Below are 13,630 nucleotides of genomic sequence, written 5' to 3'. Positions count from 1 at the left end.
CCGGGAGCCAGGCAGCAGGTCTAGAAGGTCACGCCCAGGCGCACGCCGTAGGTGCGCGGCGGGGCGTAGAAGTCGGCGTTGCCGTTGGTGGCCAGGCCGGTGGTCGAGTTGGGCGACGAGGCGGTGCGGACGTCCTCGTTCTCGATGTTCCGCACATAGCCCTGCAGGGTCCACCGGTCGTCGGCGCTGGCGTAGGTCAGGCTGACGTCGCTCTTGGTGAACCCGTCCTGCCGGTTCTGCGCGAAGCCGTGATATTCGAGGTTCTTGCCGCTTTCGTAGTGGGTCTGGACGCGTCCGGTCAGCGTGCCGCCGAACGACAGATCCCAGACGTGCTGGTAGCCGAGGTTCACCGTCCAGGCCGGGGTCCGGGCCATGCGGCAGCCCGAGAAGTCGGTCGAGCGCGGGGCGGCGGCGGCGAAGTTGGCCGTGTAGCAGCCGGCCACCGCCGCATTGGCGCTGTTGTTGGCGAAGGCGTCGCCCAGCGGCAGCACGAAGTCGGTGTATTCGGCGTGGATCCAGCCCAGCGTGGCGTCGATCCGGTCATGCTCGGTCAGCACGAGGTTGCTTTCCAGCTCCAGCCCGTAGACCCGGGCCTTGTCGGCGTTCAGCGTGACCGTGGCGTTCTGGCCGGCGATCACCCCAACCGCCGAAACCTGGAAGTCCTTGTAGTCGTAGAGGAAGGCCGAGGCGTTGAGCTGCAGGCGGTTGTCGAGGAAGCGGTTCTTCACGCCGGCCTCGTACGAGGTGATCTTCTCCGGCTCGTAGGTGTTCTGGCCCACCCCGTCGAAATACCCCCCCGCCTTATAGCCGGTGGCGACATTGGCGTAGAGCATCGAGTCCGGCGTCAGATCAAAGTCGGCGCCGAGCTTCCAGTTGGTGGCGTCCCACTTGGCGTCGGCGACGTTGAGCACCACGGTCGAGGTGATGGCGCCGGCCGCGTTGGTCAGGAAGGTGCCGCCGTTGCGGGCCTTCTGATCCTCCGTGTAGCGCAGGCCCGCGGTGAGCCGCAGGCGGTCGGTCACCGCGTAGGTCCCCTGGCCGAACGCCGCCCAGGACTCCGCCGTCACTTCCGGCTGGATGAAGGACAGGTAGGAATTGGTCGCCAGGAACACTCGGAAGTCGACATTGTTGTCCTCGGTGAAGCGGTACAGGCCCACCACCCACTTCAGGTCGCCGGTCTCGCCGCCCAGCCGCAGCTCGTGCGACCAGGTGTGGTCCTTGCCCTTGAAGTAGCTCGGCGCGCCGGTGCTGGCGTTCTCGCCGTTGCGGTCCAGGCGCGAGAAGTTGTAGCCCATCAGATAGGTCAGGGTCGCGAAACCCAGGTCCCAGTTGGCTTCGCCGCCGGTGCTGAAGAACCGGTTGTTGCGATAGAGGTTGACCGAGCAGTTGCAGGTCCACGGATCGCCGGTCACCCGCGCGGTGCCGTAGGTCTGGTCGCCGCCGCCGGCCCCGCCCTGGTGCAGGTAGTCGGCGGTCAGCCGCACCGAGAACACGTCGCTGGGCTTCCACAGCGCCTGCACCCGGGCCGACTTGTCGTCCTGGTCGTAGCGGTCGTTGCCGCCAGTGCCGGGGCCCTTATTGAGGGCGGTGACATAGCCGTCGTGACGACTCTGCTGGAAGGCCGCGCGCACCGCCAGGGTCTCGCCGACCGGGATATTGACCGCGCCGCTGGTGGTCAGGGCGCCGTAGTTGCCGACGTCGACCGAGCCGTAACCTTCGTAGTCGCCCAGCTTGGGCTTCTTGGTGATGACGTTGATCGCGCCGGCGGTGGCGTTGCGGCCGTACAGCGTGCCTTGCGGACCGCGCAGCACCTCCACCCGGTCGACGTCGTAGAACAGCGAGCCCACCGAGGTGGAGCGGGCGATGTAGATGCCGTCGATGTGGTAGGCCACCGCCGGGTCGCCGACCTCGGTGGTGTTGGTGCTGCCAATGCCGCGCAGGAAGATCTGGGCCGCGCCGCCGCCGCTGGAGGTGATCTGCAGGGCCGGGACCTGGCTGCCCAAGTCGACCACCGACTTGATCCCTTGCGACTCCAGCTTCTCGCCGGTCACCGCGGACACGGTCAGAGGCGTCTTCTGCAGGTTCTCGCTGCGGCGCTGGGCGGTGACCACCACCTCGTCGAGCTGAACCTGCGCCGTGTCCTGGGCGTACGCCGTCGGCGCGTGAAGTCCCACGATCGCCATGGCGGTCGAAACGAAGAGCACTGTGCGCATGTTGTTCCCCTTTCCTGCGCGAAGCCGTCCGGAGCCGACGCGGGAGCGTCGGCCGGCGAACCGGCTTCCTGACGGACGCCACAGAGCGGCGACCGATTGTTTCCTCCGCCCCTGTCCCGGGGCTTTGATCGACGCGATCGTGATGCATCCAATGCACACGACAACGTTGTCTTAATTAGACATCACGCGACGACAACGTTGTCTATCGGTTTTTCAAAGACACCGCTGTCTAGAATTTTAGTTCCCAAACAAGGAATATCGGGGGCGTGGACTTCTATGATTTCGCCGCAAGCGGCAACGAAGCACTACAACCCAGAAGCGGATTTGCGCGGCGGAGCAATCGACGCGCGGTCCACGACGCGGAAGTCCAACTGCCGCACCAGGGTTCGGCCACGGAATCGTTTGTCTCCGAAACCGTCGATCAGCATGTCGGCCGCCGCCTCGGCCATCTCCGCGACAGGCTGGTGAACCGTCGTCAATCGCGGCCACGCCGACGCCGCGACCGGGCTGTCGTCGAACCCCACCACGGAGAGCGAACCGGGCACCGACAGTCCGCGCTTGGCCGCGGCGGCCAACACGCCGACCGCCATGCCGTCATTGGCCGCGAAGATCGCCGTCGGCGGATCGGGAAGGTCCAGCAGCCGCTCCGCCGCCTCGAAGCCGGAGAGGCTTTCGAAGTCTCCGGACTGGATCAAGTCGGCGCAGGGCGTGACGCCGCGAGCGCCCAGGGCGGCCAGATAACCCTGGCGGCGGCGGGTGGCGGCGGTGTGCTCTTGCGGTCCGTCGATGAACGCGATCCGCCTGTGGCCAAGATCCAGGAGCCGATCGGTGATCTCCCGGGCCGCCAAGGCGTCGTCCATGAACACATAGGGCGAACGGCCAAAGTCGCCGCCGGGCGCGATACGGACATAGGCCAGGCCATGGCTCTCGACGACGTCGAGCAACTCCGGGTCGTCGCAGACGGGCGGCGTCAGGACCAGGCCGTCGAAACGGCCGGCGCGCAGGGTCTCGATCAAGGTCTCGCGCGGGCCGGCGGCGCCCTCCCCGACCTGCTCGACCACCAGTTGGTAGCCGGCGCGGCGACAGGCGCGCATCGCGCCCGCCTGGACCTCGCCGATATAATGATAGGCGCCCATCCTCAGGAAGATCACGCCGATCAGGTAGCTGCGCCGGCTGGACAGCAGGCGGGCGGCGACATTGGGCCGGTAGCCGAGCCGGGCGATCAGATCCTCGATTCGGGCTCGCGCCTCGGCACCCACGCCTTCCTCGCGATTGATCACCCGCGAGACGGTCTTGATCGAGACGCCGGCCTGCAGGGCGATGTCCACGATCGTGACGCCTTCCGCCCCCTCCCCCTTCGGTCCTCGTCTTTGCATGGGCCGAGCTTAGCGGAGTCGCGCAGGGGAAGCGAGTTGGCCCAGCTTTCAGGCGAGGCGGTAGAGGCCCGCGCCGTGGGCGGGCAATTGCGCGGAGACCCTTTCCGTCGCCTTGCCGAGGCCGCCGCGCGTCCACAGATCCCGCACCGAGACCGAAGGGGGCAAGCCGATCGCCTTCAGGTCGACCCCGACCTCGCGCGGCTTGTCGCCGGTGTTGAACAGCGCCAGATAGGTGTCGCCGTTGGTCGCCTTGGCCGTCCAGACGCGGATTCCATCCTCCACGAAGTGCGGGCCGTTGTCGTGCGAGGCCTGGTTGACCGCGATGACTTCGGGATTGGTCAGCAGCGCCTTGGTCGGCGCGTCGAGGTGGCGAAGGTCCCCGCCCATGATCAGCGGCGAGCGCGCGATCGACCACAGGGTCATCAGGGTGCGCTGCTCGTCGGGGGTGAACTTGGTGTCGCGCTCACCCAGGGCCAGGCGGCCCAGCGGCAGCATGTCGGCGTCCGGCCAGCCGCCGTCGCCGATGTGCGGCGACCAGTTCTCCAGTCGAGTGAACTGGGCGTGCAGCATGTTCCAGTCATCCCAGAAGTCGTCCGAGATCCTCCACATCTGGGCGTGCCGGTGCGCGTGGTCGCCGCGCACGACCGGGGTCTCGCCGGGCGACATGGACAGGATCATTGGCCGGCCCGAGCGGCCGATGGCCCGATGGATGCCCTCGATCTCGGCCATGTGGGCGTCATAGGGCCGGCAGAGGTCGTCGACCTTGATGAAGTCCACGCCCCACGAGGCCAGCAAGGCGAAGACGCTGTCGTAATAGGCCTGGGCGCCGGGCTTGCTCATGTCGACCCCGTACATGTCGGGGTTCCACGAGCAGACGCTGCGCCGATCGACGATGTCGGCGATCGGAATGCTTGTGCCCAGCACCTTCAGGCCGCGCTCGACGGCCAGGCGCGGAGCCCCGCGCATCAGGTGCACGCCGAAGCGCAGGCCCAGGGCGCGGCAGCGGTCGGCCAGCGGCTTGAAGCCCTGGCCGCCGGCGCTCGACGGGAAGCGGTTCGGCGCGGGAAGCAGGCGGCCGTGGTCGTCCAGGGTCGGAACCGGCTTGGCGGCGTAGGTGTAGCTGCTGGCGCCCGGTTCGTACCACTGGATGTCGACGGTCAGGATATCGTAGCCGGCGGGCCGCAGATCGCGGGCCATGATCTGGGCCTGCTCCAGCGTCTGGGCCTCGGTGATCGTCGTGGCGAAGCTGTTCCAGCTGTTCCAGCCCATCGGCGGGGTCGGGGCCAGGAGCGGTTTCTTCTTCGCCGCCTGTTTCGGGGCCGGCTTGGTCGCCGCGACGGCGGGCAACGCCGCGCCCAATGCCGCGGAAGCGCCCAGCAGGCCGCGGCGGCTCAGATTCGTTTTCATTTGAGGCGTTCCTCGGTGTCTCTCACGGGATCGGCGATGGCCACGTGTTCAACCGGCGGAATCCGCGCGATGGCGACGACGCCTGGCCGGTGGCGAACGCCTCCCCGTACTTGTCGGCGCAAGTGCTACCGCCGACCGATGGTCCGCAGCAAGCCCTATTGTCTGACTTTTGTACGCAAACCAAATTCGGCTGGCCGGTCTCCATAACCGCATCGCAGGCGCATCGCTGCCCTCCAACAGCCTTAACGGGCCGACCAATCCGGATTTTCCCAGAGTCCGAATGCGCGGGGAACCCGGGCGCCCTCCTTGACAATCCTGGAAACTCAGACAAGTCATATCCAAAATATTATTCAAATATGAAAATCCTGGGAGAGCGACCATGACACCGACGAGACGCGCCTTGTTCCGAGGCGGGGCGGCGGCGGGCTTGATGGGCGCTTCGACGGCCCTGGCGTCGGACCTGGTTCCCGCCGGGTTCGACCAGATCGCCAAGGGGCCGTTCCAACCGACCTGGGAGTCTCTTGACGCCGGATACCAGACGCCGGACTGGTTTCGCGACGCCAAGTTCGGCCTGTGGGCCCACTGGGGCGCCCAATGCGTGCCGGAAGCAGGCGACTGGTACGCCCGCGGCATGTACCAGCCAGGACAGGGCGCCTACGATCACCACCTGAAGACCTACGGCCATCCGGCCGATACGGGCTTCATGGACATCTATCCCCGATGGAAGGCCGAGAACTGGAATCCCGACGACCTGCTGGATCTCTATGCCAAGGCCGGCGCGAAATACTTCGTGGCGATGGCTAATCACCACGACAACTTCGACGCCTTCCACTCCAGGTTCCATGACTGGAACTCGGTCCGCCTTGGCCCCGGGAAGGACATCATCGGCCTCTGGGCCAAGGCGGCTCGCAAGCAGGGCCTGCGCTTCGGCGTCTCCAACCATTCGGCCCATGCCTGGCACTGGTTCCAGACCGCCTACGGCTACGATCCCGAGGGCCCTCGCAAGGGCGAGCGCTACGACGCCTTCAAGCGCTTCGCGGCGGATGGGCGGGGAAAATGGTGGGAAGGCCTGGACCCCCAGCAACTGTACGGCGGTTCGGTCATGCCGCTGCCCGACGGAATCGAGACCAACGCCGCCGCCAACGCGTGGCACGAAGCCAACGACCGGGTGTGGACCGAGAAGGCGCCGCTCAACAATCCGGCCTTCACCCGGCAGTGGTTTCTAAGGTGCAAGGACCTGATCGACAGCTACCAGCCCGATCTGGTCTATTTCGACAATTTCGACCTGCCGCTCGAACAGGCGGGCCTGGACATCGCCGCGCACTACTACAACGCGTCGCTGCAAAGGCACGGCAAGGTCGAGGCGGTGATCAACATCAAGCCCCACGACACCCACCGCCCCGGCATCGTCGCCGACGTCGAGCGTGGCATGCGCGGCGAGATCAGCCCCGAGCCCTGGCAGACCGACACCTGCATCGGCGACTGGCACTACAATCGCCGCATCTTCGAGGAAAAGCGCTACCTGCCCGCGGCCGAGGTCATCCACCGGCTCTGCGACATCGTCTCCAAGAACGGCAACCTGCTGCTCAGCATTCCTGTTCGCGGCGACGGCACGATCGACTCCGAGGAGCGGCGGATCGTCGAGGAGATCGGCGCATGGATGGCCCGGTTCTCCGACGCGATCCACGGCACAAGGCCCTGGACCATCTTCGGCGAAGGGCCGACGGCCGTGGCCAGCGGCATGTTCAGCGAGGGCAAGCAGAAACCCTTCACACCGCAGGATATCCGCTTCACGACCAAGGGCGCGGCGCTGTATGCGATTACCTTGGGCCGGCCGGAGGGCGGACAGGTCGTGATCGCCAGCCTGGCTCAGGACGGCCGCCACGCCAAGCGCCCCGTGCGGCGGGTGAGCCTGGTCGGCGACAAGGCGCCCCTGCCCTTCCGCCAGGACCGGACAGGCCTGCGCGTGACCTTGCCCGACGCGGCCCTGCACCCGTTCGGCGTCGCGCTCAGGATCGACGGCGTCTTGTAGCGGAAGGCGTCGCCTCGGCTGGCGCGCAAGATAGCGTTTGTTGGTCGCCGCAACCGATCGGTCTCCCAAGGGCCAATGGAACGCGCCTAGCGCCTAGCCCGCGTCCCTCCCTGCCGCGTCGCGCCAGCCGCCGCCCAGGGCCTGGAACGAGCGGATGGAGGCGCGCGCGGCCTCGGTGCGAGCCTGGGCCCTGGCGTCGCGCACGGCCAGCAGCCGCGCGTCGGCGTCCAGGACCTCGATCAGGCTGACGACGCCGGCGTCATAGGCGGCCTGAGACGCGTCCCTCGCCCGCGCCAGCGACACCTCGCCGTCGGCCAGGACGCGTTCCTGGTCCTCACGCTTGACCAGGCTGGTGAACGCGTTCTCCACGTCCTCGGTGGCGCGCAGCACCGACTGCCGGTAGGCGGCCAGCGCCTCGGCCTTCTGGCCCCGCGCGGCGCTGACCTCGGCGCCGACCCGGCCGAAGTCGAACAGCCGCCAGCGAAGGCCGAGCACGCCCTGGACCTGGCTCGCCGGCCCCTGGAACAGGGTGTCGCTCGCCGTGGTGGCCGTGCCCGCCAGGCCGCTCAGGGAGAACTTGGGGTAGTACTGCGACAGGGCCGCGCCGACGCGCGCGTTGCTGGCGCGCAGCCGCTGCTCGGCCACGACGAGATCCGGACGCCGCCGCAACAGCTCGGCCGGACCGCCGGCGTCCGACAGGCCGGGCGCTGCGGGGATCGGGGCCGGCGCCTCAAGCTCGGCGCGATAGGTTCCCGGCTGAGCGCCCAGGAGCACGTCCAGGGCGTTGAGCGCCGCCTCGAGGCCTTCCTCGAGCGCGGGAACACTGGCCTTGGTCTGCTGGAGCGCGCCGAGCGCCTGCTGGAACTGAAGATCGGCGGCGACGCCCTGCTCGCGCTGGACGCGGACCGTCTCGACGAGCCGCGCCTGGGTCTCCACCTGCTCGCGCGCGACCGACAGCCTCGCCTGCAGTCCGCGCACCAGCATGTAGGTGTCGGCGGTCTGGGCGGCGACGGCCAGGCGCGCGGCGGCCACGCCGGCTTGGGCGCCCTCGTACTCGGCCTCGGCCGCCTCCTGCTCGCGGCGGGTTCCGCCGAAGACGTCCAGTTCCCAGCCGGCGACGAGGTTGCCTTCATAGAGCGCGCCGTCCCGGTCGAACCCCGGGGTCGCGGCCAGGAGCCGACCGGTCGGCGTCTGGGTCGAGGCGTGGGCCTTGGCGCCCCGGGCCTCGACCGAGGCCGAGGGCAGCAGGGCGGCGGTCGCCGCGCGCACGCCGGCGCGGGCCTGGGTCACCCGGGCGACGGCCTGCGCCAGGTCGAGGTTCTGCGCCAGGGCCTGGTCGACCAGGCGATCCAGGACAGGGTCGTTGAAGCCGCGCCACCAGGCGTCGACCGGCGCGGGCGCGGGCTGGCGCGCCGCGACGGCGGCCGCGCCCATGAAGCGAGGCGGCGCGGCGATGGTCGGCGCCGCATAGTCCGGACCGACCGCGCACCCGGCGAGCAGGGCCACCGCGGCGGCGGCCGGAAGGGTCCGAAAGATGACGGCGCGCATCGGGAACTCGCTTCAATGGACAACAGGGTAGTGACTAAATTCTCTTATGGTCACAAGTTTGTCAATCGTAACGTCCGATGATAGCGTGCCGGCCATGAGCACAACCGAACCAGCGCCCCCCGCCGCCGGCCAGCGCGGCCCAGCCGACCACGACGTCCGCGGCCAGATCGTGGAGGCCGCCGAGGCCCATTTCAGCCGCTACGGCTATGGCAAGACGACGGTCGCGGACCTGGCCAAGGCGATCGGATTCTCCAAGGCCTACATCTACAAGTTCTTCGATTCCAAGCAGGCGATCGGCCAGGCGATCTGCGTCCAGTGCCTGGACAAGGTGCTCGCCGCCGGCGAGGCCGGCATCGCCGACGGCAAGACGGCAACCGAGAAGTTTCGCCGCTTTTTCAACGGTATAATTAGCACCAGCGCCGACCTCTTCTTCGAGGACAAGCTGCTGTACGACATCGCCGCCTACTCGGCCGAAGAGCGCTGGCCGTCGGCGATCGCCTATGTCGAACGGGCCGAGGCCCTGTTGCGCGAGATCATCCTCTTCGGCCGCGAGACCGGCGAGTTCGAGCGCAAGACGCCTGTCGACGAGGTCTGCGAAGCGATCCTGCTGGTGATGCAGAGCTTCATGAACCCGCTGATGCTCAAGCACAATCTGGACGATTTGCCCGAAGCGCCCACCAAGGCCATCAACCTGGTGCTTCGCAGCCTCGCTTCCTGACAAAAAGTGACCAGTTGACAAATTGGTCACAAGCAACGAGCCTAAGGCCCTCCCGTCAAGGCAGGACCCTTAAGCCATGTCGCCTCGCATCGTCGCCGTCGCCCTCCTCCTGGGCGGCCTCACGCCGCTCGCCGCCTGTGGCGGCAAGGCCGGCGACCAGGACCCCCGCACCCAGCCGCCGCTCGTCCGGGTGGCGGTGGCCGGCCAAGCCGTCGGCGTCGAGCGGCGGTTCAGCGGCGTCGTCTCGGCCCGCGTCCAGAGCGACCTGGGCTTCCGCGTCGGCGGCAAGGTGATCGCCCGCCTGGTCGACGCCGGCCAGACGGTCCGGCGCGGCCAGCCGCTGATGCGCATCGACGCGACCGACTACGCCCTAGCGGTTTCCGCCCAGAACGAACTGGTCGAAGCCGCGCGCGCCCGCGCCGTGCAGACAGCCTCGGACGAGCGGCGCTATCGCGGCCTGGTCTCGGCCGGCGCGGTCTCGGCCCTCGCCTACGACCAGGCCAAGGCCGCCGCCGACGCCGCCAAGGCCCAGCTCCAGGCGGCGGAGGCCCAGGCGAGCGTTTCGCGCAACACCGCCGGCTATGCGGTGCTGGTCGCCGACGCCGACGGCGTGGTGGTCGAGACCTTGGCCGAGCCCGGACAGGTCGTGGCCGCCGGCCAGCCAGTGGTCCGCCTGGCCCAGGCCGGTCCGCGCGAGGCGACCGTCACCCTGCCCGAAACCGTCCGCCCGCCGCTCGGCTCCGTGGCCGAGGCCTACGGCTCCGACGGCGCTGGAGCCGGCCAGGCGCGGCTGCGGCAGCTTTCCGACTCCGCCGACCCGCGCACCCGCACCTACGAGGCCAAGTACGTGCTGAGCGGCGCGGCCGCCCAAGCGCCGCTGGGCTCGACCCTGGTCGTGGCCCTGCCCACGGAAGGGGCCGCCAAGGCCGGACATGGCGTGGAGGCGCCCATCGGGGCGCTCTACGACACCGGCAAGGGACCGGGCGTCTGGGTCGTCGAGCCGCGCGCCTCCACCGTCCAATGGCGTCCCGTGCGCATCGCCGGGGTCGGCGGGGAGACGGTGACCCTTTCCGAAGGCCTGAACAGCGGCGAGCGGTTCGTGGCGCTGGGCGCCCACATGCTGCACCAGGGCCAGCGCGTCCGTCTCCAGGCCGGAGCGGCGCAATGAACCTCAACCTCTCCGCCCTGGCGGTCCGCGAGCGTTCGATCACCCTGTTCCTGATCATCGCGATCACGTTCGCCGGCGCCTTCGCCTTCCTGAAGCTCGGCCGGGCCGAGGACCCGAGTTTCTCGATCAAGGTCATGACCATCGTCACCGCCTGGCCCGGCGCCACCGCCCAGGAGATGCAGGACCAGGTCGCCGAGCCGCTGGAAAAGCGGCTGCAGGAGCTGAAGTGGTACGACCGGACCGAGACCTTCACTCGTCCTGGCCTGGCCTTCACCACCCTGACCCTCAAGGACCAGATCCCGGCCAAGGCGGTGCCCGAGGAATTCTACCAGGCCCGAAAGAAGATGGGCGACGAGGCCGCCAGCCTGCCGCGCGGGGTGCTCGGCCCGTTCGTCAACGACGAATACGGCGACGTCACCTTCGCGCTCTACGCCCTGAAGGCCAAGGGCGAGCCCCACCGTCTCCTGGTGCGTGAGGCTGAGACCCTGCGCCAGCGGCTGCTGCACGTCCCCGGGGTCAAGAAGGTGATGATCATCGGCGAGCAGCCTGAAAAGATCTTCGTGGAGTTCTCCCAGGCGCGCCTGGCGACCCTGGGGGTGAGCCCGCGGGACCTGTTCGCCGCCCTCAACGACCGCAACCTGGTCACCCCGGCCGGGTCGATCGAGACCCAGGGCCCGCAGGTGCAGATCCGCCTCGACGGCGCGCTGGACGACCTGGAGAAGATCAAGGAAACGCCGATCGTCGTGGGCGGCCGCACGCTCAAGCTGGCCGACATCGCCGAGGTCAAGCGCGGCTACGAGGATCCGGCCACCTTCCTGATCCGCAGCGGCGGCGAGCCGGCCATCGAGCTCGGGGTGGTGATGAAGGAGCGCTACAACGGCCTGCTGCTGGGCAAGAGTCTCGACAAGGAGGCCAAGGCCATCTCGTCGGAGATGCCGCTGGGCATGAGCTTCACCAAGGTCACCGACCAGTCGGTGAACATCACCGAAGCCTATGACGAGTTCATGCTGAAGTTCTTCGTGGCGCTGGCGGTGGTCATCGTCGTCAGCCTGGTCAGCCTGGGCTTCCGGGTCGGCCTGGTCGTGGCCATGGCGGTTCCCCTGACCCTGGCCGGCGTCTTCGTGATCATGCTGGTCACCGGCCGCGACTTCGACCGCATCACCCTGGGCGCGCTGATCCTGTCGCTGGGCCTGCTGGTCGATGACGCCATCATCATCATCGAGACCATCGTCGTGAAGATGGAGGAAGGTCGCGACCGCGTCTCGGCCGCCACCTACGCCTGGGGCCACACGGCCGCGCCAATGCTGGCCGGCACTCTGGTGACGATCATCGGCCTGATGCCGGTGGGCTTCGCCAAGTCCACCGCCGGCGAATATGCCGGCAACATCTTCTGGGTCGTGGCCTTCGCCCTGATCACCTCGTGGTTCGTGGCGGTGATCTTCACGCCCTATCTCGGCGTCCTGATGATCCCCAAGATCAAGCCGGTCGAGGGCGGCCACGCGGCGATCTACGACACGCCGCGCTATCGCCGGCTGCGGTCGCTGGTCGTCTGGACGGTGACCAACCGCTACAAGGTGGCGGCTGGGGTGGGCGTGGCGATGGTGGTCGCCGTCCTGATGATGGGCGGGACCAAGAAGCAGTTCTTCCCGATCTCCGACCGGCCCGAGGTGCTGGTCGAGGTGCAGATGCCCGAGGGCCAGAGCATCGGTTCGACCAGCCAGGCGGTGATCAAGGTCGAAACCTGGCTGCGCCAGCAGCCCGAGGCCAAGATCGTCACCAGCTATATCGGCCAAGGCGCGCCGCGGTTCTTCCTGGCCATTTCGCCGGAACTTCCCGACCCGTCCTTCGCCAAGATCGTCGTGCTGACGCCTGACCAGAAGGCGCGCGACGCCCTCAAGCGGCGCCTGCGCCAGTTCGCGGCCAGCGGCGCCGTGCCGGGCGCGAAGATCCGGGCGACCCAGATCGTGTTCGGCCCGCCCTCGCCCTTCCCTGTCGCCTTCCGCGTCATGGGTCCCGACGCCGAGCGCGTGCGCGGGATCGCCGAGCAGGTCCGCGCCGTGATGCTGCGCAACGACGCCCTGCGCCAGGTCAACACCGACTGGGGCGAGCGCGTCCCGACCGTCCACTTCGTGCTCGACCAGGACCGCCTGCGCGCCTTCGGCCTCAGCTCGAGCGACGCGTCCCAGCAGCTTCAGTTCCTGCTGACCGGCGTGCCTGTCACCCAGGTGCGCGAGGACATCCGCTCGGTCGAGGTCGTGGCCCGCACCAGCGGCCAGGATCGCCTGGACCCGGCCAGGCTGGGTGCCTTCACGCTCGTCGGCGCGTCGGGCGAGCGCATCCCGCTCGACCAGATCGGCCGCGCCGAAGTGCGGATGGAAGACCCGATCCTGCGCCGCCGCGACCGCCTGACGACGATCACCGTGCGCGGCGACATCGACGAGCGGCTGCAGCCGCCGGACGTCTCCACCCAGGTGCTCAAGGACCTCAAGCCGATCATGGCGGCCCTTCCGGCCGGCTATCGGATCGAAATGGGCGGTTCGATCGAGGAGGCCGGCAAGGCCAATGTCGCCCTGGCCGCGGTGTTCCCGCTGATGTTCATCCTGATGATGGTGGTGATCATCTTCCAGGTCCGCTCGCTGTCGGCGATGTTCATGGTGCTGCTGACCGCGCCCTTGGCCCTGGTCGGCGTCGCGCCGACCCTGCTGATCTTCCACCAACCGTTCGGGTTCAACGCCATCCTCGGGCTGATCGGCCTGGCCGGCATCATCATGCGCAACAGCCTGATCCTGATCGGCCAGATCCATAACAACCAGGAGGATGGCCTGGACCCGTTCCACGCCGTCGTCGAGGCGACCGTGCAGCGCGCCCGGCCGGTGATCCTGACCGCCCTGGCGGCCATCCTGGCCTTCATCCCGCTGACCTTCTCGGTGTTCTGGTCCTCGATGGCCTACACCCTGATCGGCGGGACGATCGGCGGCACGATCCTGACGCTGGTCTTCCTGCCGTCGCTCTACGCCATCTGGTTCCGGATCAAGGACACGCGCGCCGCCGAAGAGCCGGCCTCTGCCGCCGATCCCGGACCCCTGGCGACCTGAGCCTGTGATCGCACCGAACCCGCCGCCCTCGTCCGAGGGCGGCGCGGCTGTCGGCGGCGACGGAGTCCTGTCA

The 13,630-nt window shown here is 68.5% G+C and carries 8 protein-coding genes; 4 read left to right on the top strand and 4 right to left on the bottom strand.

All coding sequences use genetic code 11. From position 1 onward, the window contains the following. Positions 1-20: 20 nt before the first annotated feature. The 3 genes from ACSQ2G_RS11250 to ACSQ2G_RS11240 form a co-directional block, all read right to left on the bottom strand. Positions 21-2,213: a TonB-dependent receptor gene (locus tag ACSQ2G_RS11250; protein WP_436030876.1), complete on the bottom strand. Its 2,193-nt coding sequence runs from the start codon at positions 2,211-2,213 to the stop codon at positions 21-23. Between the two features lie 305 nt (positions 2,214-2,518). Beyond that, on the bottom strand, positions 2,519-3,541 hold the full coding sequence (locus ACSQ2G_RS11245) for a LacI family DNA-binding transcriptional regulator (RefSeq protein ID WP_436030874.1): 1,023 nt from the start codon (positions 3,539-3,541) through the stop codon (positions 2,519-2,521). Positions 3,542-3,637: 96 nt separating this feature from the next. Next, on the bottom strand, positions 3,638-4,996 hold the full coding sequence (locus tag ACSQ2G_RS11240) for a glycoside hydrolase family 27 protein (protein WP_436030873.1): 1,359 nt from the start codon (positions 4,994-4,996) through the stop codon (positions 3,638-3,640). A 379-nt stretch (positions 4,997-5,375) separates the two neighbouring features. On the opposite strand from ACSQ2G_RS11240, the gene ACSQ2G_RS11235 reads away from it, so the two are divergent. After that, a complete protein-coding gene (locus ACSQ2G_RS11235) occupies positions 5,376-7,028 on the top strand; it encodes an alpha-L-fucosidase (protein WP_436030871.1) in 1,653 nt (550 codons plus the stop codon). 93 nt (positions 7,029-7,121) lie between these two features. Here the strand turns inward: ACSQ2G_RS11235 and ACSQ2G_RS11230 are convergent, their stop codons facing one another. After that, complete coding sequence (locus ACSQ2G_RS11230) at positions 7,122-8,576, bottom strand: efflux transporter outer membrane subunit (RefSeq protein ID WP_436030869.1); 1,455 nt, start codon at positions 8,574-8,576, stop codon at positions 7,122-7,124. Between the two features lie 94 nt (positions 8,577-8,670). Here ACSQ2G_RS11230 and ACSQ2G_RS11225 point away from each other — a divergent pair, with 94 nt between their 5' ends. The 3 genes from ACSQ2G_RS11225 to ACSQ2G_RS11215 all read left to right on the top strand — a co-directional run bounded on the left by ACSQ2G_RS11225 (position 8,671) and on the right by ACSQ2G_RS11215 (position 13,557). Beyond that, positions 8,671-9,294, top strand: coding sequence for a TetR/AcrR family transcriptional regulator (locus tag ACSQ2G_RS11225; protein ID WP_436030867.1), 624 nt, complete (start codon positions 8,671-8,673; stop codon positions 9,292-9,294). 76 nt (positions 9,295-9,370) lie between these two features. After that, positions 9,371-10,462: an efflux RND transporter periplasmic adaptor subunit gene (locus tag ACSQ2G_RS11220; RefSeq protein ID WP_436030865.1), complete on the top strand. Its 1,092-nt coding sequence runs from the start codon at positions 9,371-9,373 to the stop codon at positions 10,460-10,462. Then, positions 10,459-13,557, top strand: a complete 3,099-nt coding sequence (locus ACSQ2G_RS11215) for an efflux RND transporter permease subunit (protein ID WP_436030863.1) — start codon at positions 10,459-10,461, stop codon at positions 13,555-13,557. The genes ACSQ2G_RS11220 and ACSQ2G_RS11215 overlap by 4 nt, the downstream gene beginning before the upstream one ends. Positions 13,558-13,630: the final 73 nt, after the last annotated feature.

It is taken from the genome of Caulobacter sp. LjRoot300 (genome assembly GCF_964253875.1).
Classification (GTDB): Bacteria; Pseudomonadota; Alphaproteobacteria; order Caulobacterales; family Caulobacteraceae; genus Caulobacter.
This window is presented reverse-complemented; position numbering and strand designations above follow the sequence as displayed.

What these genes read in the sequence shown, in the direction of transcription:
- ACSQ2G_RS11235 (WP_436030871.1), top strand. Translation starts at nt 5,376, where the DNA reads ATGACACCGACGAGACGCGCCTTGTTCCGAGGCGGGGCGGCGGCGGGC.
- ACSQ2G_RS11220 (WP_436030865.1), top strand. Translation starts at nt 9,371, where the DNA reads ATGTCGCCTCGCATCGTCGCCGTCGCCCTCCTCCTGGGCGGCCTCACG.
- ACSQ2G_RS11225 (WP_436030867.1), top strand. Translation starts at nt 8,671, where the DNA reads ATGAGCACAACCGAACCAGCGCCCCCCGCCGCCGGCCAGCGCGGCCCA.
- ACSQ2G_RS11215 (WP_436030863.1), top strand. Translation starts at nt 10,459, where the DNA reads ATGAACCTCAACCTCTCCGCCCTGGCGGTCCGCGAGCGTTCGATCACC.
- ACSQ2G_RS11250 (WP_436030876.1), bottom strand. Translation starts at nt 2,213, where the DNA reads ATGCGCACAGTGCTCTTCGTTTCGACCGCCATGGCGATCGTGGGACTT.
- ACSQ2G_RS11230 (WP_436030869.1), bottom strand. Translation starts at nt 8,576, where the DNA reads ATGCGCGCCGTCATCTTTCGGACCCTTCCGGCCGCCGCCGCGGTGGCC.
- ACSQ2G_RS11240 (WP_436030873.1), bottom strand. Translation starts at nt 4,996, where the DNA reads ATGAAAACGAATCTGAGCCGCCGCGGCCTGCTGGGCGCTTCCGCGGCA.